Source organism: Sporosarcina sp. NPDC096371, from assembly GCF_044762865.1.
GTDB lineage: Bacteria > Bacillota > Bacilli > Bacillales_A > Planococcaceae > Sporosarcina.
In genome coordinates this window covers 56,247-79,003 of sequence record NZ_JBIWFE010000005.1, presented here as the reverse complement: position 1 = coordinate 79,003, position 22,757 = coordinate 56,247, and the positions used below count along the sequence as shown (strand labels likewise).

The window sequence follows — 22,757 nt, the reverse complement described above, 5'->3', positions numbered from 1 at the left end:
ACCCATCGCATGTTGGCGGTTACCAACTACGACCAGCACCACCTCCACCGCCGGAACCGCCCCCACCACCTCGGAAACCGCCTCCGCCTCCAAATCCACCATTATTGCCACCGCCGAAGGAGCCAGGGATGAATATCGGCCAACTACTTCTTCTGCGGCCTCCTCCACCACGACCTCCACCTCCGCCACGACGGCTAAAGATGCGAAAAATGATGTAGATAATGATTAGTACGAGTATCGGAAAAGGAACGCCGAAGTCATTTCCTTGAGAATGTAGTGTTGAGACTGGCGCAACCGCACCATCCCAGCCATATTCGGCTGCAATTTCATTATAGAATGATTTATAAGCTTCCATAATTGCCATATCTGGCTGTCCTTCAGTCAAATAAGGCATCGCTACCTCATCTATGATTCTTCCCACTTTGCCATCAGGTAGTGCCCCTTCGAGTCCATATCCCGTTGTTAAAAAGAAATGACGATCACCGCTCGAATTCTTTTCTGTCGTTACGACAAGCAAGGCGCCATTGTTTTTGTCCTTTGTACCCAGCCCATACTTCCGTAAAGCTTTCACCGCGAACGCATCAATTGCTTCATCACCAATAGTCGGCATGATTAACACTGCCAATTGAGCTGTTGTTGCGTCATCCAACTGCATTCCATAATTCGTCAGCTCTTCTTTTTGATCGGAACTTAAGACATGTGCAAAATCCTGTACGTAAATATGTCCGACTGGAGAGGGAACGTCGGCTGCAAACGCCGCCCCACTAAATGAAGTAAGGACAAGTAGCCATGCTACAACCAAGATGCGAGTAGCACTACGGATCATTTCTTGTCATCCTCGAAGTCAACTTTAGGCACTTCCTTGGCAGCCGCGTCTGCTTTGAAGTATTCCTTTTCATCGAACCCAAAAACAGAGGCAACTAGCTTGCCAGGGAAACGTTTCACTTGTCGATTAAAGTTCGCGACTTCTTCATTATAATCTTGCCGCGCTACACCAATTCGATTTTCGGTACCAGAGAGTTCATCCATCAGCTGTGTAAAATTTGCACTCGCCTTCAAATCAGGGTAATTTTCTACAACTACCATAAGCCTACTTAACGCACCCGACAACTCTGCATCCGCTACCGCCTGTTCTTCCGGCCCTCTCGCTCCAGCCAACCGTGCACGCGCATCCGAGATGTCACCAATCACTGCTTTCTCGTGGCTCGCAAAGCCTTTTACCGTGTTGACTAAGTTCGGGATCAAGTCGAGTCGTCTTTGCAACTGGTTTTCAACTTGGGCATACGCCTTATCCACATTCTCTTCTTGTGTCATGAATTTGTTGTAACTCGTAATGAGCATCACGCCAAGGACCACCAGTATAATGACGATGATTCCAATCGGGCCAAATAACTTCTTCATCTCTCCACTCCTTCACCACTGTCGTCCTTCAATTACCCTTATCCTTATGTTTATGAACCTTTTTTATACGACAATAGTTACTGTATGATGATCTGCTGCGTTTCATCATCTTTACAGGTAAAAAAATATCCGTATGCTTTTCACAAGCATACGGAAGTTGGTCAGTGCGTAACTATTTTTCTGGATAGATTGAGTGCTATGAGGATAGGTCGGTATTCCAATCAGCGATGAAATTTCAGGTACTATCAATCGTGCATAAAATAATACATTCTCACAGATGTTGATTAACCAACAACAACCAGTAAATAACTTATGTAAGGACGCGTCAGACAACTATTCGCAACAGGAGGACCAAGGAATTAAGGCGTCGTTTTCACTTCCAATTTACAACATCACTAATTCTACATAGGTGCATAAGTAAACTTCTTAAATCATAGTCTCGATACGTAAGCAATTATAAGGGAGGTATTTTTCTTTGTTAGAATTTGATCAAAACGAACAACCGAATAAGGATAGTAATGACCAACAAAAAGTGCAGATTGAACAAGAAACCCAAACACATGTACATGAATTTACTGCAAGTACTAAATTAGCAGAGGAAAATGATGATAGGCATAATCATCGTTTCGCAGGTGTTACAAGCGAAATTATACCCACGAGAAACAGTCATGTTCATGCAATATTGGTAAATACCGACTTTTTAGATCATCATCATGAAGTTGGGATTACAACAGGACCTGCTATTAACGTTGGGCATGGAAAGCATATCCATTTAATTAACGGAACCACCACATTTGACGATGGTCATGTACATGAACTTTTATTCACTACTTTAATAGACAAACCACTTGTATGAATTGCAAACTTCGTGAATAAGTATGTTACAAGTCATAATAAATGTGATACTAAGTTAGATGTGAAGTGAAAAAGTCGAATTTATGAATAGTAATATCAGTCCCCCTCTTGTGTAGACACGGTTAAAAAGCGCTGCCGTCTACTGCAGAGGGGGACTATTTTTTATGGTTTAAAAAGTAACTTAGTTATAAAAAACAGGATTCCCCATCTGTAGTATTTTGGAACCTTGCGCTATGTCATCTCTTTCATCTATCCATTTTCATCAAGTCCTTGATCATCGATTGTGATGATAAGTGATAATTGACCTTATCGAATAAAAGTGTCTGTACATACTTTTTCAATATAGACACGTTCTAATGTCCAACTAACGAGCAGATGACAGTTTTTGTTTCCTTTGCGTAAAATGAGTTTGTCCATGTTGAACCGTTAGAATTCGTCAATGACTGATTGAATCGATAGAATGGTTTGCGACTCGGCTTGATTGGCAATACTTAGAATGTCGTTCAATAACACTAGATTTAATTTGATTTCGTTTTTTCAGTTCATGATCACCTGGTATATTATTTACGCTGATGACTGTAACCTGTGCGTTTTGCATTCGTGGTATTATTGCGTGGTGATTTGAATACAAAAACACCCGCCACTGAATGAACAATGACGGGTGCTTCGTTAAGCTATATGCCCTCGGCGGGAGTCGAACCCACATTTCAAGCTTCGGAGGCTTGCGTGCTATCCATTGCACCACGAGGACCTGATATTAAAACGGCTTTTGTAGCCGACAAGACTTATTATACTAATGTAGCGGCCTAAATGCAATAGTTATTTTAAAGCGTTATATTTGACCTTCGTTGACCATACTATGTATGATAAAATTACAGTTGAAGCGCAACCATGTTTCAGCAGACTGAAAAGACTATCCACCTTGAAGGAGGAAATGGAATGAATCTAATACCTACAGTAATTGAACAAACGAGTCGTGGAGAACGGGCTTACGATATTTATTCCCGTCTATTGAAAGACAGAATTATTATGCTTGGTAGTGGAATTGATGACAATGTGTCAAATGCCATCGTTGCACAACTTCTTTTCCTGGAAGCAGAAGATCCAGAAAAAGACATTTCAATTTACATCAATAGTCCAGGCGGAAGCATTACTGCTGGGATGGCAATCTACGATACAATGCAGTTCATCAAACCTGATGTTCAGACGATTTGTATCGGGATGGCTGCTTCAATGGGCGCATTCCTTCTTGCAGCGGGTACGAAAGGCAAACGTTTTGCACTTCCAAATGCAGAAGTAATGATTCACCAACCACTTGGCGGTGCACAAGGTCAAGCAACAGAAATAGAAATCGCAGCGAAGCGTATTCTATTCTTACGCGAGAAACTAAATGGTATTCTTGCAGAACGTACGGGTCAGCCAATCGAAGTACTTGCGAGAGATACAGACCGTGATAACTTCATGACTGCAGAACGTGCGAAAGAATACGGTTTAATTGACCATATTATCTCACGCAGTGATATGAAAGAGAAAGAAACAAAATAATCATTTTGAAAACCGACCTTATTGGGTCGGTTTTTTTATATGGTAGAGAGAGAGTTTACATATTTATGCGGGGGTAACTTGTCTTTGCGCGACAGGGACTTGCCTTTGCACGCCGGGGACTCGTCTTTGCGCGACAGGGACTCGTCTTTGCGCGACAAGGACTCACCTTTGCGCGACAGGGACTCGTCTTTGCGCGACGGGGACTCGCCTTTGCGCGACAGGGACTCGTCTTTGCGCCCCGAGGACTCGCCTTTGCGCGACAGGGACTCGTCTTTGCGCGACGGGGACTCGCCTTTGCGCGACGGGGACTCGTCTTTGCGCGACGGGGACTCGCCTTTGCGCGACAGGGACTCGTCTTTGCGCGACGGGGACTCGTCTTTGCGCGACGGGGACTCGTCTTTGCGCGACGGGGACTCGTCTTTGCGCGACGGGGACTCGTCTTTGCGCGACGGGGACTACCTCAAAATCGAGTAAAAAAAACCGTCTCCAACTATCGATTGACGATAAGAAACGGCCGGGATTTTCATTTAATTTTCATTTTCAACAAGTCCTGAAAGTGTGCTCAGTGCCTGATCTTCATCGATGCCATCTGCAACGAGCGTAACCGATGTGCCGCGTGCAATTGCCAGACTCATAATGCCCATGATACTTTTCGCATTCACTTGACGGTTTTCTTTTTTCAAGAAGATATCCGCTGTAAAGCGGTTTGCTTCTTGCACAAAAAGTGCCGCTTGTCTTGCTTGCAACCCTGTTTTCATTTTCACTTCCACTGTTCGTTCTGCCATGTATTCCCCAACTCCTGTCTATTTGTCAGCTTCCAATGCCCCCGTTACGGAGATTTTCTGCAATTTCCTCTATTTTTCGTAAGCGATGATTCACGCCCGATTTACTAACCGTTCCACCAGAAACCAATTCTCCGAGCTCTTTTAACGTAATATCCTGATTGTCTACTCGAAGTCGTGCGATTTCTTGTAGTCTGTCTGGCAATTGACCTAACCCAATCGTACTTTCGATAAACTTTATATTCTCAACTTGGCGCTGTGCAGCCCCAATTGTTTTATTCAAATTCGCTGTTTCACAATTCACAAGTCGGTTTACACTATTGCGCATATCCCGTATAATCCGCACATCTTCGAACTTCATAAGTGAGACGTGGGCTCCAACAATGCTAAGAAAATCTGATATTTTCTCTGCTTCTTTCAAGTAAGCAATATAGCCTTTTTTCCGCTCAATGGACTTTGCATTCAACTGGTATTTATTCATTAGATCAACGAGCGCTTCGCTATGTTCCTTATAGATTGAAAAAATTTCAAGATGATAAGAAGATGTTTCCGGATTATTAACCGAACCACCCGCTAGAAATGCACCGCGTAAATACGCACGTTGGCAACATTTCGTCTTTACGATTGCCTTCGAAATCTCATTTTTAAATTGGAATGTTCCCGTCAATATTAGCAAGTCTTCGAGAAGCGGCTTTGCACCATCTCGAATTCGACAAATGTATACATTATTCTTTTTCAAGCGCATCTTTTTTCGTACAAGCAGTTCCACTTTATAGGGATACAACCGCTTCAGATTCGAATATAGACGCCTAGCAATTGCAGCGTTTTCAGTTTGCACATCGAGACTCCATTGTTTATTTGAAAAGGACAGTGCTCCATTCATTCGAATGAAAGCCGCAACTTCGGCCTTTATACAACAATCGTCCGCCTCGATTTGTGTCATTTCTTTCTTTGTTTCTGAAGCAAAAGACATGATTCTTCAAGTCCCCTTTCCCGGCGACGATCACGTCTAATCCGTTTTTACAGCACTATCTATATAATCCATCAGCCAGTTTGCAACTTTCGCTGGGTCATGCATTACACTTCCCCCACTCACCATTGCGATATCCTTCACTATAGTTGTTGGGACAAGTTGCTGCAAGTTCTCCAGATCATTGATAACGGCCCATGGAGGTCCGGATTGTTGTTCCTTTCCAAGCAACGCATCTATATCTGCACCATTCAATAATACTGCGTCTATAAACGGTTTGCCGGCATGATCATACAAAGCTTTGACATGCTCCGAAGCCGTATAACGATAAGTTTCACCTGCTTGTGTTGTCAAGTTACCAATATATACTTTTTTTGCCTTACATGCCAAAACCGCTTCACGGATTGCCGGAACAAGGATGGTTGGCATTATACTCGTATACAAACTCCCTGGTCCAAATACGAGTAAGTCTGCGGCCATAATGGTGTCGACCGTTTCAGGTAGCGGTTCCGCTTCCTGGGGAGACATATACACTTTGCGAATCTTTCGGCCATAGACCGGAATCTTGGACTCTCCTGTTACGATTGTGCCATCTTCCAGTTCTGCATGCAATGTAATCCGTTGATTAGCAGCTGGTAACACTTTCCCTTTAATGTTCAACACATGACTCATTTGCTCAATAGCACGTGCAAAATCACCTGTGATATCCGTCATTGCGGTTAGCATTAGATTGCCAAGTGAATGGCCTTTCAAATCTTCCGATGTCGAAAAACGATATTGAAACATCTTCTCAATAAGCGGTTCTACATCTGAAAGCGCTGCCAGGACCTGACGAACATCACCCGGAGGCGGAATATCGTATTCATCAAGTAGTCTACCTGAACTGCCTCCATCATCAGCCACAGTCACAACTGCCGTCAAGTCAATGTGATGACATTTCAGCCCCCGTAATAACGTAGACAATCCGGTTCCGCCACCAAAGGCAACTACTTTTTTCAACTTACCGGATCGAGACATAGCGTCAATCCTTTCTCTTTTCAATATCCCGATGGGTGATGAACGTTCGATATTCATCCTTAAATCGAGCCCCAAAAAATTCAGCGAGCGTTACCGACCGATGCTGCCCGCCTGTACAGCCAAATGCAATAACAACTTGCGATTTTCCTTCATTTTTATACTGCGGAATAAGAAATTTGAACAAATCGGATAGCTTGTCAATCAGGATCTGCGTATCGCTCCACTTCAGGACATAATCGTAGACTTCTTTCTCAAGCCCTGTTTTCGTTTTTAATTCTTGAATATAAAAGGGATTTGGCAAGAAGCGTACATCGAATACGACATCCGCATCAATCGGCATCCCATGTTTAAATCCAAATGAAATAAAGTTTACGTTGAAGCCAGCACCTTCCTTATAGGAAAACTCGGCCATAATCTTTTCTCGCAATGCCCTCGGCTTCAAACTCGATGTTTGATAAATTGAGCGGGCCCTTCCTTTCAATTCAGAGAGGAGTAGCCGTTCTTTTCGAATACCTGCAAGTGGTAAACCACCTTCTGCTAAAGGATGTGACCGTCTCGTTTCCTTATAACGTCGAACGAGCGTCTCATCATCTGCATCGAGGAACAATATGCGAGAGGATACACCTTCCATACGTAGCAAATCATCAAGTGCGCCGATGAGCGAATCGAATAAATCGCCACCACGCGTATCCATCACAGCTGCAATCCGCCTCATACGGTTTTCCGACTTCATCATTAAATCTAGAAACATGACTAACAATTCTGGTGGCAAATTGTCGATACAATAAAATCCAAGATCCTCGAAACTTTGCATCGCAACTGTCTTGCCTGCGCCCGACATCCCCGTGATTATTACGATTTCAACATCGCTATTTGGCGTCTCTTTTTCCGTCATTGTCCATCACCCTTCCTTTGAACTTTGAATTTCCTCTTTCAACAGCTTAAATTCCTCCGTATATAAGAACGTTCCATACTGCATCCCTATCTGCGATACTGCAAATAATAAATTTGTACGATCCCCTTCCGCCATTGGGAGGGTCTCTAAACTTTCCACTGGATGCCATTCGAGCTCACCTTCAGTAGTTGTCTCAAACGGTTTGCCGACCAAATCATGCGCCACAAATGTATAAAGCATCCACTCATTTTTGACATGACTACCTGTATCATCCGTAATCACCATGGTATAGACACCTTTTAAATGAGGGTCAACTGCCTTGGCACCAGTTTCTTCCACGAATTCTCTTGCCGCTGCTTCGTAAACTGACTCGCCCGGATCCATTTTGCCACCGGGAGCGACATACCATCCGCGACGAGGTTTTTTGAGTAATAATACTTGATTGTCTTTCACAACGATTAAGTTTGCAATTTTTTGCATATATCTACCCTCACCTCTTTAAGCACATACATTTATTATACAACGTATCTGTGATAAACAACATGAAAAAGCAGACCACCCGCCAGAATTTTCTAGCGGGTGGTCTTTTTTAAAGTTGCTATATCAAAAGGGGGGTCAATTGATACTCCTAGTATAGCCCAAGGATGTTGCATTCCTGTTACAACCACATTAAGGTTGCATTACCTTCCAGAAGCAATAGCGCAAGCGCCTGTTCAGGGGCGACAGGTAGGAAGGATGCAGTTCAATCCTTCCCTGTTGGAGGGCTTGAAAGTAAAGGCGCTCTTTGCCTTTACTAGCAAGACCGAAACGACCCGAGCCCCTAGGCGCTGGAGCCTAGACGTTAAGAACTTAGGCTTCTGCGCCCAATTTCTCCATCAATTCCTCGACATACTTTTGCACGGCTTGCGCTGCAATACTGCCATCGCCCGTCGCTGTGACAACTTGTCGCAATAATTTCTCACGCACATCGCCAGCTGCATAAATACCAGGCACAGATGTTTCCATGATTTCGTTCGTCTTCACATAACCATTCTCATCGAGAATACCTAATTTTTCAAAAGGAGCTGTCAATGGGTCCATCCCGATATAAACGAACACTCCATTTGTTTCAAATACTTTTTCTGAGCCATCAACCGTAGAAACAAGCGTAACAGATCCTACTTTACCGTCTACTTCGTTTACTTGTTTGACTGTTGAGTTCCAGATGAAGTCAATCTTGTCGTTCGCAAATGCACGATCTTGAAGGATTTTCTGCGCACGTAGTTCATCGCGACGGTGAACAATCGTCACCTTATCAGCAAAACGTGTAAGGTACGATCCTTCTTCAACCGCTGAGTCGCCACCACCGATAACAACTAGTTCTTTTTTACGGAAAAATGCCCCATCACAAACTGCACAATAGCTGACACCACGGCCAGTCAAGTCACTTTCACCCGGAATTCCCATTTTTCGATATTCTGCGCCTGTTGTAATAATAATCGCGCGTGCTTTATATTCTTTGCCGCCAGCAATAATCGTTTTAAAGCTTTCGCCATCGATGACATCCGTCACATCGCCATATGCATATTCAGCGCCAAATTTCTTCGCATGTTCAAACATTTTTGTAGATAGATCCGGACCTAAAATGGTTTCAAATCCAGGATAGTTTTCAATTTCCTCTGTATTCGCCATTTGGCCACCAGGTATCCCACGTTCAATCATAAGTGTAGATAAATTCCCACGAGATGTATAGACAGCAGCTGTCATTCCAGCGGGTCCGGCACCAACAATAATAACGTCATAAATTTTCTCAGTTGTCATGTCAAATTCCTCCTTGACTCCATTCACTCTTCCCAAATCGTATAAGATTGGCTAACCCCATTCAACTATTTTGCCTATAATGAATAGCGGAAGCGCCTGTTCAGGAGCTAGACACCATGAAATGCGTAGGGCACTACGTGAATAGTTGTTTTCGGTTCCCTTTGGATTGAATGACTCCTATACGATTACCGGGATGTCTGGATGTGTAGGGATGCGACAAAATCGCATCTCTACACATCCTTTTCGGTAATCGTATGGCGTTCCTTCATCCCTCGCTCTCCAAAAGCACAGGTACACGAAGTGCCTAAGCTTTTTGTGACGAAAGAATCGCATGCTTCTTATCTGGATAGAAGCAGCCAAAGATACAATTTTGGCTGCTGAAGCCTTCTCTATGGTGTTTCTTTTTTATATTAAAGAAGTGTCCCTTTCTATATGGCATCATATGATTAGATGCTCACTCTTTGCTAAGAGTAAGTAAGGGACACATTGTACAAAGTCATCTATTCTTTTCTTTACAAGCAACTGCACTTTTCACTTGAACATTGTAGGTACGCGACAGGCAATTCATCACAATAGGATTTCCGAAAAGGGTATGGCTAGAAGTGACGGAGTCACTTCTAGCCATACTGCCCCTCGGTAAATCAGTCGTGATTATTTTGCCGAAAGCGGACCGAAAATAATCTAGTGTACTTTTCAATCTCTGCCCACCAATACTTGTTGCAAGTAAATGGTCACACGCCTTTACGCATCAAATTGCGGAAGGTATTCAATCAATTCGCCAACATACTTGGTTAACGTTGGGACTGAAATCCCAAACTCACGTGCAATCGCAGCTTTCGTTACACCCGAATAGCGCGATGACTGGAACATGTAATCTGCCGCCGCTGCAAGTGCCGCTGGATTACGGAACAAGAACGAACGACTCAGCGCCGTTTCACAAAGCGTGAACCACATTTGAAACAGATGCGTTCCCTGTTTATCCAACGGTCGGTATTTCGCGTACAACAAATCCGTCGTTTCAAGTGCCCGCAAAAATGACGGATCGAACGATATCTGTGGCATGAAATCTTCTTCGATCCCACTCGCCAAAAACAGTTGTTCAAACTCACTCAGTTTGTCCACATCAATATAAGATGGATGTGAAATAATCTCTTGCTTATGACCTGATTTCCCAAGTAGATAAAAGCCAAACATGCGCTCACTTCTATAGGTATTCTGAATCTTTTCCAACAAAAATTCCCGATCCTGTTCCACCGAATCGGCTTGAATATCCGCTTGAACATCCTTCCATGGCTCATAGCCAACCTTCGTTGGATCCATTTCAACTAGCTCCGAGTAGGCTTCCTTTGCTACTTCCTCATGTCCAGAGAAGTAAGCACAATGTGCTAACCAGAAATAGTAACCCGCATCTCCTTGGAAACCACGTTTTTGCAGGCTTCTTAGCCAGTCATAAGCTTCCTTATGCCTGCCAACTAGCGCAAATGTCGCACCTAGCTTATAACGATGCTCAAATTGATACGGTTTAATTTTCACCAGCAAGTCAAGAAGCGATTGTAGCTCTTCTTCCTTTTTTTCGTAATAATAAAAGACGGCAAGATTGCATAAGGCATGTATATTTCCCTTGTTGTGCTCTAAGATTTCATGCACTAACTCACTAGCCCGAACCGTTTTTCCGATATAAAAATAGGCAAGCGCCAAGTTATTATAGGCCGCCCAAAATTCAGGATAATCGACAATGATCGATTCCAGCAGCTCCACCGCAGCAGTGAAATCCCCCGCTTCCATAAGGCTTCGTGCTTTCTCCTGAAGAAAATAGGCTTCCCCATCTGGCATCTCATCGTCGTCAAAATGAGATGCTTCCTGTTCTGCAAAGTCGATGATTTCCATCGATTCGTCTGCGAACGGACCATCCGGATCCATCGCGATATATTTTTCAGCATACAGCTTTGCATCGCGTAACATCCCAAGATGCGCATGTACTTCCGCCAAATAGAAAATAATCTCCGCTTCAGCAGGATCAAGTGTATGGGCACCCATCAACAATTCATGGGCTTCTTCAAAACGCCCTTCTTCCATCACCAACACACCATACTGCATTAAAATTTTCGAATCCTTAGGACTCAATTCTGTTGCCCGTTTCAAATATCTATGCGCATCATCAAAACGATCACGCTGCATCGCCTGAAGTGCTTTATTATAATAAAATTCACCATCTGGAATAAATGAAATAACTTTTTTATCCTGCACCTTACGTTGTTTGTCCAATCATATTCCCCCGAAAAAAGAAGAAGGAACGTACGATACGTTCCTTCTCGTATTGTTGCCTATTATAACATAAGTTACACGGCGCTATTCCTTTTCACCCATTTTGTTGTCGTTCGAGCATCTGTTCCTTTGTAAAGATGATCGCCACTGGATTTCCACCAGCGAATACGCCCGGGGGAATATCCCGGTTGACAAGGGATGCAGCCGACACAATCGCTCCATCCCCAATTTCCACCCCTGGAAGAATCGTTGTATTTGCCCCAATCAAGACATTTTCGCCTATCACAACATCGCCAATCCTATATTCATCAATCAAATATTCGTGAGCAAGAATGGTTGTATTGAAACCGATAATAGAATTATTCCCGACCTTTATTCGTTCTGGAAACATAACATCCGGCATCACCATCAATGCAAAAGATGTTTTTTCCCCCACTTCCATTTTCAAAAACGTCCGGAACAGGAAGTTCTTCATCGGGATGAAAGGCGTATACCTCGACAACTGAATCACTGCAAAGTTTTTAGCCACCTTAAAAAACGGCACCGTTTTATAGATATGCCACAGTGAGTTGGCCCCGCCTTTTGCTGGATATCGTTCGGTACGCCTCAAATGGCTTCACCCTTAACGATGGGTAGTAAATCTGACAAATGATGTAGCATATAATCTGGATTAAATGTCTGTAAAAATGCTTCTCCTTTAGCAGACCACGCAACGCCTGCCGTACGGACGCCTGCATTTTTACCACCTTCGATATCGTGATAATTATCCCCAATCATCAGGGCTTCATCCGCAGCGGCTCCTAGTCGTTCTAGCGCGAGGAAGATCGGTTCCGGGTCCGGCTTTGCATTTGTCACATCATCTATGCCTATGACAACATCAAAGATTCCTTTCGCCTGTAGCAGATCTATGCCTCTCCAAATCATATCATTTCTCTTTGTCGAGACAATCGCCATTTTGACTCCCGCTTCTTTCAACAACAGCAACGTTTCGGAGACACCCTCAAACTCGCTAACCAGCTCGTCGTGCCTCTCTCTATTCCAAGCCCTGTATTCCTCAATAAATTCGTCAACTCTTTGCGGATCTACTGTGCTAAATGCATCCGTTAAAGTAGGTCCGAGAAACGGCAGGATATCGCTTTGTGTATACTTTCCAGGATAATGCTTATCAAGGACATGTTGATACGATCGAATAATCAACTCATTCGTATCCATTAGTGTTCCATCAAAATCAAATAATAATGTCGTAATTGGTTTAGTCATCTTCATGTCCTCCTTTATTTATCTTGATACGTCTCTTTTACTTTTTGGACATAACGTCTGACGATGAACAATATGACGCCTAGGATAATCGTCGTAACCGATACAAGTTGTGCCGCCCGTAACTCCCCAATCACATACAGACTATCCGTACGCATGCCTTCTATATAGAACCGCCCGATGGAATACCAAACGAGATAGAACAAAAACATTTCGCCACGCTTCAAGCTGACTTTTCGCAACAGCAAGATGATGATTAGTCCAACGATATTCCACATGGATTCATAGAGGAATGTTGGATGATAAGTCACACCGTCGATTGTCATTTGATTCATAATCCAATCGGGGATGATCGTTGTTTCCAGGAACTTTTCTGAAACAGGACCGCCATGTGCTTCCTGATTCATGAAATTACCCCAACGCCCAATAATTTGACCAATCAACAATCCAGCAGCCGCAATATCAACCGTTTTCCAGAAGGAAACCCCGCGACGTTTTGTAAAGAAATACGTTGTCACAAACGCACCAATTAGTGCCCCATGAATGGCAATTCCGCCCTGCCAAATTTGAATCACTTGTCCGAGATTATCTTTATAATAATCCCATGAAAAGATAACATAATAAATTCGTGCAGAGATGATGGAAATTGGTACCGCCCAGATCAGTAAATCCGTAAGAAAGTCTGGATGCATGCCACGTTTGACCATTTCTTTTTGAACGACAATGAATGCCAAAACAATACCCAATGCTATTAAAATCCCGTACCAACGCACCTCAATAGGACCTAGTGAAAATGCGACCGGATTAATCGCCAATAAATTGAACATCTATTACTTGTCTCCTTTCACTTCAGTCCGATCTGGATTTTCTAGAATGGCCATATTCACTTTTTTCGTAAACTCTTCTGCCGCATTGACACCCAGTCTTTTCATCCGATAGTCCATTGCTGCTACCTCGATAATGACAGATAAGTTACGGCCTGGACGTACAGGAACCGTCAGCTTCGTCAATTCCGAGTCCATAATCTTCAGCTTCTCTTCATCGATTCCCAGACGATCATAGACCTTCTGCGGATCCCATAATTCCAAATCAATCACAATCAAAATTCGCTTATCACTTCTGACAGCACTAGCCCCAAATAAATTCATCATGTCCACAATACCGACACCGCGAATCTCAAGCATATGTTCAAGAAGTTTTGGTGGATTTCCAATCAGTACATTTTTGGCAACCTGTCTAATTTCCACAAGGTCATCCGCAACAAGGCGATGTCCCCTTTTCACAAGCTCAAGCGCCGTCTCACTTTTTCCGACGCCACTCTTACCCGTGATGAGTACACCGATCCCATAGACATCGACGAGCACACCATGGACCGCTGTCATTGGCGCAAGTCGACCGCCAAGGAAATTCGTCAGCATTCCAGAAAATCGAGTCGTGGGAACATCTGTAGACAACACCGGAATATCATATTTGTTAGCCGCTTCAATCATTTCGAACGGCACTTCCATTTCATGTGCCACAATAATAGCGGGTGGTTTTGGTTCACATAGCCTTTCCATTCGATCGATTCGCTCGGCATCCGTTAGCTTTGCAAAAAACGACAATTCTGTTTTCCCAAGTAGTTGAACACGATCCGACAGATAAAAATTGAAATAGCCAGCCATTTCAAGACCTGGCCTTGAAATATCACTCGTATGTATAGGTTGCTCGATGCCTGCTTTCCCCGCACTTAGTTCAAGAAAAAATGTTTCCTGAACGTCCTTTACTGTTACATAAGACATGTTTCTTCCCCCTTTTCTACTTTTCAATCAACTATTCCCCATTTTACCATTCCATTTTGCAAATGAAAAAAATTAGTACCCGGATTGTCCACTTCCCCCTCTTTTTATCTATCTATTAGGTAAAGGGGGAGATACACGATGAAAATAATTATTGATGCTGGTCATGGTCCGGAAACTGCTGGAAAGCGGTCGCCAGATGGGGTGTTGAGGGAGTTTCACTTTAACAGTGCTGTCGCAAATCTAGTGAAGCATTATTTGATTGAGGAGGGGCTGTCCATCTTTTTCGCCCATGACGAACGGAAAGACGTCCCTCTTTCCGAACGAACAGCGTATGCCAACAACCTGAATGCCGATGCATTTATTTCCATTCATGCAAATGCCCATGGATCTGATTGGAACCAAGCCAACGGAATCGAAACATACGCTTACTCGGCTGCTAGACAAGAATCTCTAGTACTTGCTGCTCTCGTACAACAATCACTTATCACAGCCTGTAAACGAGCAGATCGGGGCGTGAAGAAGGCTGATTTCGCTGTTTTACGCGATACGCGGATGGCTGCTGTACTGATCGAATGTGGCTTCATGACAAATCGAGAAGAAGCCGCATTATTACGAGACAAGGCCTACCAACAACAATGCGCAAAAGCAATCTCCTTCGCCATAACCGCATGGGTCTATCAAGGTAAGAAGTGAAGGTTCATAATAGGACAAATAACCGTAAGATGAATCCCACAAATTAGAACTATAAATCCCCACGTCTGTTGATTAACCGTTTACTTGAATAAATCTCAGGTAAGCACAGGCTTGAAAACCACCTTTGTCACTTGATCATTTCCGGTTCGCTTTCGGCGAAATATTCAAGACATAATTACCGAGGAGCATGCATGGCTAGAAACGACTTCGTCATTTCTAGCCATGCCTTTTTCGATCATCTTGTTATGAATAGTTGCCTATCCCGTACCTACAATGTTTAAGTGAAAAATGCAGTTGCTTGGAAAGAAAAGAATAGATGACTTTCTATAAAAAGTATAAGCGCCCGAAGATGCAATTTCGGGCACCCTGGCACGTTGTACAAGGTGTTCACTCTTTACTTTTAGCAAGCTTTATAGAAAGTGACACTTCATAAATTAAAAATCGAAAAGCCTATGGTGAAATCTTCAGCCGCCAAAATTGTATCTTTGGCGGCTTTTATCTAAGTAAAAAGCCAACTATTCTTTCTTCACCAAAAGGATTAGTACTTTGTGTACTTGTATCTTTGGTGAGCGACTGATGAACGACCACCATATGATTACCGAAAACATGTATAGGGATGCGGCGAAGTCGCATCCCTATACAAAAAAATAGCTCGGTAATGGTATAGAAGTAGTTCTATCCAAAGCAACCCAAAAGTGACTGTACACAGAGCACCTAGTGTTTAATAAAGTTATTTTTTGGTTAATCAACAGGCGTGAAAAATCCCGAAACTAAGTAAAAAAAGAAACAGGACTACTCCATTCGCCGAATCATACGGTGTGGAGCAGTCCTTTTCAGTTAAGACATCAATCTTTATTCGTGCTTTGCATTATAACAAACGAGGACAGACCCTGTTTTGGCTTCTCCCCAAATATGAAGAGTCTTCGAATTCTCATCAGCATCTTTTGTAAAGCGGATGGAACGTTGTAACAACTGTTCCTGCTCTGCAGTACGGTTGATGTCATCTAGTTGTAAATCCAAGCGACCCATATTGGTGGAAATTTCACCTGACAAAGCAAGGTCCTTTGGAATATAAATTTCAACCGATCCACTCATCGTCTTGGCATCAATCTTTGTAGCCTCTGGATCTGTTGTTGTAACAACAACATGACCATTCAAAGAATGGGCCTCTACATCTTTCACAGCACCATCAATATAGACACGGCCATTCAATGTTTCAGCTTCAATGCTATTCCCTTTTACGTTGTTTAAGTTAATCGCGCCATTAACCGTTTCAAACTCGCCTTCTTTAAACGACAAGCCAGCAATCTCAATTTTTCCGTTTGCTGTCTTCACACGCACGGTTTCAGCTACGGCGTCTCTCATTTTGAATGTACCATTGAGTAAGCGCGCAGAAATTCTTGCATAGTCCTTTTTAGGTAAAAATAAATCTACGTTTACTTGGACCATCTTTAAATCACTGGCAATTCTAATTTTCCCCTCGTCATTAACGAATAATAATTTATCGAGAAAATCTGCTTTGGCTTTCTCTTCCGAATCGCCATTATACGTTTTCACTGTAAACTCAGCACGAATCTCATCCACTTCATCGTGGTGTATCGTGACTTTACCATTATCGATATCGATGATTACTTCATCAACATCATCGGCTGGTTTCGTCTGTGCATGGACAAACGTAATCCCATTGCCAAATGGCGAATCAAAGTCGAATGATTTCACCTTCTGAACAGCGGTTTGCATGAACTGCATGAAGCGATCGCCGACATTGGAGAAGTCTTTGCGTAAATCGTCCAGGAAGTCATCCATCGAAGGCTCTTTCTCACTTTTTTCTTCAAACGTAAAGTCCTGTTCTGTGGATTGTTGCTGATCCGTTTGTTGTTGTTGTTGTTGTTGTTGTTCAGCTGGTTCTTTTTTCGAAAGCGTTACTTCTTCAGATGCTTGCACCGTTTCAGTCGGCTTTTCTTTTTGCTGCGTTTGTCCCAAAGTTTCTAGAAGTGTTAGTGCTTCGTCTGTCGTGATCGTTCCGTTTTCTAGCATTGCTAAAATTCGTTTTCGTTCATTTTGCATCGTTGCGCCTCCTAGTAGTATCGTTATCCAGATTTCTCTGTTTTGCTATTTATATATACGACTGGCATTCGAAAAGGTTTCATTTACCAACATTTTCTGCGGTCTTAATGGCTACCTCCATTCGCTTTCGGTCGCGCTCAAGAATTGGTTTTAAATAATACCCGGTATAAGACTTGTCGCTGCTAGCAATTTTTTCAGGTGTCCCCGTCGCGATGATTTGTCCGCCTTTATCGCCCCCCTCAGGTCCTAGGTCGATAATGTGATCGACAGTCTTAATGACATCCAGATTATGCTCGATCACCAGAACCGTATTGCCCGTATCGACAAGTCGTTGGAGGACAACCAACAGCTTGGAAATATCGTGTACATGCAAACCAGTCGTCGGTTCATCGAGAATATAAAATGATTTGCCATTCGACCGTTTATGAAGCTCGGAAGCAAGTTTGACACGCTGTGCTTCACCACCCGATAGCGTTGTAGCAGGTTGCCCTAATTGGATATAGCCTAATCCTACATCAACGATTGTCTGTAGTTTACGGCTGATTTTCGGGATATTTTCAAAAAATACGAGTGCATCCTCAACAGTCATCCCTAACACTTCTGATATATTTTTGCCTTTGTAGTGGACTTCCAATGTTTCACGATTGTAGCGCTTGCCATGACAGACCTCACATGGTACATAGACATCTGGCAAAAAGTGCATTTCAATTTTGATAATGCCGTCGCCTCGGCATGCTTCACAGCGTCCACCTTTCACGTTGAAGCTAAAACGACCTTTTTTATAGCCCCGTACTTTCGCTTCATTCGTTGAGGCATAGACATCCCGCACATCATCGAACATCCCCGTATACGTTGCAGGGTTCGATCTCGGCGTGCGTCCGATTGGTGATTGGTCGATTTCAATTACCTTTTCCAATTCTTCAAGACCTGTGACAGATTTAAATTCACCTGGTTTTTGTTTGGAACGGTTCAATTTCTGTGCCAGTACTTTGTACAGAACTTCATTAATCAATGTACTTTTCCCTGATCCTGATACACCCGTCACGGCAATGAACTGCCCAAGCGGAATATCAACATTGACATTTTTTAAGTTATTTTCCGCAGCACCTTTAATGATGATTTTTCGACCATCTGATTTTCGACGCTCTACAGGGAGCGCAATATACTTCTTGCCGCTTAAATATTGACCCGTTAACGAATTGGGATCATTCATCACTTTGTCAGGCGTACCTGCAGAAACGATTTCTCCGCCTGCAACACCTGCACCTGGTCCAATATCAATTAAGTAGTCGGCTGCCATCATTGTATCTTCATCATGCTCTACAACGATGAGGGTATTCCCGATATCACGCATACTTTTTAGTGTACCGATGAGTCGGTCATTGTCCCGTTGATGCAAGCCGATTGATGGTTCGTCTAAAATATAGAGGACGCCCGTAAGACGTGAGCCTATCTGAGTAGCCAACCGAATTCGTTGTGCTTCCCCTCCCGATAGTGTGCCCGCTGCTCTCGATAACGTTAAATAATCGAGCCCTACGTTAATCAGGAACCCTAGTCGCTCATCAATTTCACGTAGAATCAGCTTAGCAATTTGCGCATCTTTTTCCGATAGTTGAAGGTTTTTGAAAAACTGATCCACCTCGACAATCGATAGTTCTGTTACTTTACCGATATGGACCCCATTTACTTTCACAGCGAGTGTTTCCTCTTTTAATCGATAACCAGCACATGTCGGACAAGGCCGTTGCGCCATATATTTCTCCATTTGTTCGCGGACATAATCTGAAGACGTTTCTTTAAAGCGACGCTCGATATTCGCCAAAACCCCTTCAAAATAAATATTGCTATCACGCGTACCTCCAAATTCGTTTGTATAGCGGAATCGGATTTTTTCGTCTTGGGAGCCATTTAGGATTTTATCGAGCTCAGCATCCGGTAGTTCACTGACAGGGACATCCAGCGAAATTCCAAAATGATCCGCGACTGTTTTTAATAATTCCGGATAGTATTGTGAACTCGTCGGTTCCCACGGAGCAATGGCATGCTCTTTCAATGATTTCGATGAATCAGGAATGACAAGATCCGGATCGACTTCCTGCTTCGTTCCTAGACCGTCACAATCTGAACAGGCACCAAACGGACTGTTAAATGAAAACATACGCGGTTCTAACTCTCCGATTGAAAATCCACATAATGGGCAGGCATGATGCTCACTAAATAACAGCTCTTCCCCGTCCATCACATCGATTAACACAGTTCCTTCTGCAAGTCGTAGCGCCGATTCCAAGGAATCACTTAAACGCGCCGCGATGTCTTCTTTCATGACAATGCGGTCAATGACGACTGCGATATTGTGCTTTTTGTTTTTATTCAACTCAATATTATCGTCTAGGTCGATGATTTCACCATTTACTCGAATACGCACATAGCCTTGTTTCTTGATATCTTCTATTAATTTCACATGCGTGCCTTTGCGACCCGAAACGATTGGGGCCAGCACTTGAATACGGGAACGTTCAGGTAATTGCATCAAACGATCGACCATTTGTTGAATCGTTTGGGATGAAATTTCCGTTCCATGGACTGGACAAATTGGCTTGCCAACACGCGCGAAGAGTAAACGCAGGTAGTCGTAAATTTCCGTAACAGTCCCTACTGTAGAGCGCGGATTGCGACTCGTCGTTTTCTGGTCAATGGAAATAGCCGGCGATAGTCCTTCTATTACATCGACATCTGGCTTGTCCATTTGCCCTAAAAACTGGCGGGCGTATGCCGATAGTGACTCAACATATCTGCGTTGTCCTTCTGCGTAAATGGTATCGAATGCAAGAGAGGACTTTCCAGACCCCGATAAACCTGTCATCACGACTAATTGATCACGCGGTATCGTCACGTCAATATTTTTTAGATTATGTGCCCTTGCCCCTTGTATGACGATTTCATTGTTTTTCATCATTCTTACCCCTCAACCTTCAGTTCCAAAATTGTATCTCTCAGTTCCGCAGCACGTTCGAAGTCGAGTGCTTTTGCCGCTTCTTTCATTTCTTTTTCAAGCGATACAAGTAGGCTAGCCTTCTCGTCTTTCGTGAGTTTCTTACCTTTTGTTACTTTATCAACATAAGAGACAACTTCTTCTGCCACCTGTGTGGCACGAATGACATCTCGAATTTCTTTTTTGATGGTCGTCGGCGTGATCCCATGCTTGTCATTGTAAGCTTTTTGAATAGCACGACGCCGGTCTGTTTCATCAATCGCTTTGATCATTGAGTCGGTCATCCGATCCGCATACATCACGACATGGCCATTGGAATTACGTGCCGCTCGACCGATTGTTTGGATAAGCGCCCGTTCCGAACGAAGGAAACCTTCCTTGTCCGCGTCAAGAATCGTCACGAGAGACACCTCGGGAATATCAATGCCTTCCCTCAGCAGGTTAATGCCTACAAGGACGTCATAAGTGCCCATTCGCAGCTCCCGAATGATTTCAATTCGTTCAAGCGTCTTGATTTCGGAATGGAGATACTGCACCTTAATCCCGATGTCTTTTAAATAGTCGGTCAAATCTTCCGACATCTTCTTCGTCAACGTCGTAATGAGAACCCGTTCGTTCTTCTTCCTTCGTTCATGTATTTCATCTATCAAATCATCGATCTGTCCTTCAATCGGACGTACGTCAATTGTTGGATCAAGAAGCCCTGTCGGACGAATAATCTGCTCAATCATTTCAGGTGTATGCTCAATTTCATAAGGCCCCGGTGTTGCCGAAACATATATCGCTTCTTTCACATGGCCTTCAAACTCTGTAAAGGTGAGTGGCCGATTATCAAGTGCAGAAGGCAAACGGAAACCGTGTTCCACTAAGACATTTTTTCGTGCCTGGTCACCATTAAACATACCCCTAATTTGCGGTAACGACACATGACTTTCGTCGACAACAATTAGAAAATCATCTGGGAAATAGTCAAGCAAGGTATACGGTGTTGCACCCGCAGGACGCAAAGTAAGATGACGAGAATAGTTTTCGATGCCTGAACAAAAACCCATTTCCCGCATCATTTCAAGGTCGTAGCGTGTCCGCTGTTCTAGGCGTTGCGCTTCAAGCAGTTTGTCTTGTCCACGTAATTCTTTCAATCGTTCTTCCAATTCAACTTCAATATTGTCAATGGCCTGGACCATCTTTTCCTCGCGTGTCACGAAGTGGGAGGCCGGGAAGATGGCGATATGATCACGTTCGCCCAGAATTTCACCTGTCAGTGCATCGACTTCACGTATCCGATCAATTTCATCTCCAAAAAATTCGATGCGCATGCAGCGCTCATCCCGAGATGCGGGGAAAATCTCCACCACGTCACCTCTTACACGGAATGTCCCGCGCGTAAAGCTAATGTCATTGCGTTCATATTGAATGTCGACAAATTTACGCAGCAATTCGTTACGCCCAATTTCCATCCCTGTGCGAAGCGAGACAACGAGTTCACGGTATTCCTCCGGAGAACCAAGGCCATAAATACAGGAAACGGATGCGACGATCAGCACATCATTGCGTTCAAATAACGCAGATGTAGCGGAGTGCCGCAGCTTATCAATTTCATCATTGATACTGGCATCTTTTTCGATAAACGTATCCGTATGCGGTACATAGGCTTCTGGTTGATAGTAATCGTAGTAACTCACAAAGTATTCGACTGCATTGTCTGGAAAAAACTCTTTAAATTCACTATATAATTGACCCGCTAACGTTTTGTTATGGGCGATGACCAGGGTTGGTTTATTGATTTCTTTTACGACGTTCGATACCGTGAACGTTTTCCCTGTCCCAGTCGCACCGAGTAGCGTCTGATGTTTTTCACCTTTGCTAAGACCTTCCACTAGTTTAGCAATGGCAAAAGGCTGATCACCTTGTGGCGTATAAGGGGCTTGCAAGTTAAATTTTTGAACCATAATGGTCATGCCCTCCCAAAGAAGAATTACTTTTACTTTACCATACCTTGCCGGTTTTCACGAATAAAAACGAACGTACGTTTTTCGATATATGTATAAAAAAAACGCCGCATATCGCTTCATGCAGCGTCCTCACTTTTTTATTGAACTTCTACTAATTTTTTTAGACTTTCCGAATAGAGCTGAAATGTCTGTTCATCACGACAATCAAGCGAAAGATCGATCAATTCCATGAGTCGCTCCATGGTTTGTTGCCGATGAATATGGTTTAGGAATAGGTCCATGTAAATGTCATTCAACAGTTTTTCCGATTGGAGTGATGAACTATTTTTCCCAACGGCTTTCAAAAACTCTGCATATGAATAATTATTTTCCATCTCGCTCACCCCTGACGCCTTTTATTTATTATATCTATTTTCAGAGGTAAGTTGCAAGGTTTTTGGGAATATTCTATTTTTAATTTTTGTGACAGCCAAAAAGCCGTCCCG

At 43.3% G+C, this 22,757-nt stretch carries 20 protein-coding genes, 1 tRNA gene and 1 pseudogene; 3 read left to right on the top strand and 19 right to left on the bottom strand.

The annotated features are described in order from the left end of the window. Positions 1 to 19: 19 nt before the first annotated feature. The gene (locus ACIQ0H_RS14315; protein WP_403415939.1) at positions 20 to 826 is read right to left on the bottom strand and encodes a TPM domain-containing protein; all 807 of its coding nucleotides are present in this window, start codon (positions 824 to 826) and stop codon (positions 20 to 22) included. Further along, the gene (locus ACIQ0H_RS14310) at positions 823 to 1,401 is read right to left on the bottom strand and encodes a LemA family protein (protein WP_403415937.1); all 579 of its coding nucleotides are present in this window, start codon (positions 1,399 to 1,401) and stop codon (positions 823 to 825) included. Before ACIQ0H_RS14310 ends, ACIQ0H_RS14315 begins: the two co-directional genes overlap by 4 nt. A 532-nt stretch (positions 1,402 to 1,933) precedes the next feature. Here ACIQ0H_RS14310 and ACIQ0H_RS14305 point away from each other — a divergent pair. Further along, entirely contained in the window at positions 1,934 to 2,257 is a 324-nt protein-coding gene (locus tag ACIQ0H_RS14305) for a YmaF family protein (protein WP_403416527.1), read from the top strand. A 678-nt stretch (positions 2,258 to 2,935) separates the two neighbouring features. Here ACIQ0H_RS14305 and ACIQ0H_RS14300 read toward each other — a convergent pair. Further along, a tRNA-Arg gene (locus tag ACIQ0H_RS14300) sits at positions 2,936 to 3,007 on the bottom strand. A gap of 188 nt (positions 3,008 to 3,195) precedes the next feature. Between ACIQ0H_RS14300 and clpP the strand changes: the two genes are divergently transcribed. After that, the gene (clpP, locus tag ACIQ0H_RS14295) at positions 3,196 to 3,801 is read left to right on the top strand and encodes an ATP-dependent Clp endopeptidase proteolytic subunit ClpP (protein ID WP_403415935.1); all 606 of its coding nucleotides are present in this window, start codon (positions 3,196 to 3,198) and stop codon (positions 3,799 to 3,801) included. 55 nt (positions 3,802 to 3,856) lie between these two features. Here clpP and ACIQ0H_RS14290 read toward each other — a convergent pair. From ACIQ0H_RS14290 to hprK, 12 genes and pseudogenes are all read right to left on the bottom strand, one after another. After that, positions 3,857 to 4,228: pseudogene (locus ACIQ0H_RS14290) on the bottom strand (hypothetical protein); the annotation flags it as partial. 100 nt (positions 4,229 to 4,328) lie between these two features. Continuing rightward, positions 4,329 to 4,586 (bottom strand): HPr family phosphocarrier protein, encoded by a 258-nt coding sequence (locus ACIQ0H_RS14285; protein ID WP_403415932.1) that lies wholly within the window; start codon positions 4,584 to 4,586, stop codon positions 4,329 to 4,331. A gap of 25 nt (positions 4,587 to 4,611) precedes the next feature. Continuing rightward, on the bottom strand, positions 4,612 to 5,556 hold the full coding sequence (gene whiA / locus ACIQ0H_RS14280; RefSeq protein WP_403415929.1) for a DNA-binding protein WhiA: 945 nt from the start codon (positions 5,554 to 5,556) through the stop codon (positions 4,612 to 4,614). A 36-nt stretch (positions 5,557 to 5,592) separates the two neighbouring features. After that, the gene (locus ACIQ0H_RS14275; protein WP_403416525.1) at positions 5,593 to 6,570 is read right to left on the bottom strand and encodes a gluconeogenesis factor YvcK family protein; all 978 of its coding nucleotides are present in this window, start codon (positions 6,568 to 6,570) and stop codon (positions 5,593 to 5,595) included. Between the two features lie 4 nt (positions 6,571 to 6,574). Beyond that, the gene (gene rapZ / locus ACIQ0H_RS14270; protein ID WP_403415926.1) at positions 6,575 to 7,465 is read right to left on the bottom strand and encodes an RNase adapter RapZ; all 891 of its coding nucleotides are present in this window, start codon (positions 7,463 to 7,465) and stop codon (positions 6,575 to 6,577) included. Positions 7,466 to 7,471: 6 nt separating this feature from the next. After that, on the bottom strand, positions 7,472 to 7,945 hold the full coding sequence (locus tag ACIQ0H_RS14265) for an NUDIX hydrolase (protein ID WP_403415923.1): 474 nt from the start codon (positions 7,943 to 7,945) through the stop codon (positions 7,472 to 7,474). Positions 7,946 to 8,314: 369 nt separating this feature from the next. Further along, entirely contained in the window at positions 8,315 to 9,265 is a 951-nt protein-coding gene (gene trxB, locus ACIQ0H_RS14260) for a thioredoxin-disulfide reductase (RefSeq protein WP_403415920.1), read from the bottom strand. Between the two features lie 741 nt (positions 9,266 to 10,006). Next, positions 10,007 to 11,530, bottom strand: a complete 1,524-nt coding sequence (locus ACIQ0H_RS14255) for a tetratricopeptide repeat protein (protein WP_403415917.1) — start codon at positions 11,528 to 11,530, stop codon at positions 10,007 to 10,009. A gap of 94 nt (positions 11,531 to 11,624) precedes the next feature. Then, a complete protein-coding gene (locus ACIQ0H_RS14250; protein ID WP_403415914.1) occupies positions 11,625 to 12,140 on the bottom strand; it encodes an acyltransferase in 516 nt (171 codons plus the stop codon). Next, on the bottom strand, positions 12,137 to 12,790 hold the full coding sequence (gene ppaX / locus ACIQ0H_RS14245; RefSeq protein WP_403415911.1) for a pyrophosphatase PpaX: 654 nt from the start codon (positions 12,788 to 12,790) through the stop codon (positions 12,137 to 12,139). Before ppaX ends, ACIQ0H_RS14250 begins: the two co-directional genes overlap by 4 nt. Before the next feature lie 14 nt (positions 12,791 to 12,804). Continuing rightward, on the bottom strand, positions 12,805 to 13,614 hold the full coding sequence (lgt, locus tag ACIQ0H_RS14240) for a prolipoprotein diacylglyceryl transferase (protein ID WP_403415908.1): 810 nt from the start codon (positions 13,612 to 13,614) through the stop codon (positions 12,805 to 12,807). 3 nt (positions 13,615 to 13,617) lie between these two features. Beyond that, positions 13,618 to 14,568: an HPr(Ser) kinase/phosphatase gene (gene hprK, locus ACIQ0H_RS14235; protein ID WP_403415905.1), complete on the bottom strand. Its 951-nt coding sequence runs from the start codon at positions 14,566 to 14,568 to the stop codon at positions 13,618 to 13,620. Positions 14,569 to 14,706: 138 nt separating this feature from the next. On the opposite strand from hprK, the gene ACIQ0H_RS14230 reads away from it, so the two are divergent. Then, a complete protein-coding gene (locus tag ACIQ0H_RS14230) occupies positions 14,707 to 15,261 on the top strand; it encodes an N-acetylmuramoyl-L-alanine amidase family protein (RefSeq protein WP_403415902.1) in 555 nt (184 codons plus the stop codon). An 852-nt stretch (positions 15,262 to 16,113) separates the two neighbouring features. Here the strand turns inward: ACIQ0H_RS14230 and ACIQ0H_RS14225 are convergent. From ACIQ0H_RS14225 to ACIQ0H_RS14210, 4 genes are all read right to left on the bottom strand, one after another. Then, a complete protein-coding gene (locus tag ACIQ0H_RS14225; protein ID WP_403415899.1) occupies positions 16,114 to 17,328 on the bottom strand; it encodes a DUF4097 family beta strand repeat-containing protein in 1,215 nt (404 codons plus the stop codon). 79 nt (positions 17,329 to 17,407) lie between these two features. Further along, the gene (gene uvrA, locus ACIQ0H_RS14220; protein ID WP_403415896.1) at positions 17,408 to 20,281 is read right to left on the bottom strand and encodes an excinuclease ABC subunit UvrA; all 2,874 of its coding nucleotides are present in this window, start codon (positions 20,279 to 20,281) and stop codon (positions 17,408 to 17,410) included. A gap of 5 nt (positions 20,282 to 20,286) precedes the next feature. Next, complete coding sequence (gene uvrB, locus ACIQ0H_RS14215; RefSeq protein ID WP_403415893.1) at positions 20,287 to 22,269, bottom strand: excinuclease ABC subunit UvrB; 1,983 nt, start codon at positions 22,267 to 22,269, stop codon at positions 20,287 to 20,289. 140 nt (positions 22,270 to 22,409) lie between these two features. Then, positions 22,410 to 22,646, bottom strand: coding sequence for an IDEAL domain-containing protein (locus ACIQ0H_RS14210; protein WP_403415891.1), 237 nt, complete (start codon positions 22,644 to 22,646; stop codon positions 22,410 to 22,412). Between the last annotated feature and the right edge of the window lie 111 nt (positions 22,647 to 22,757).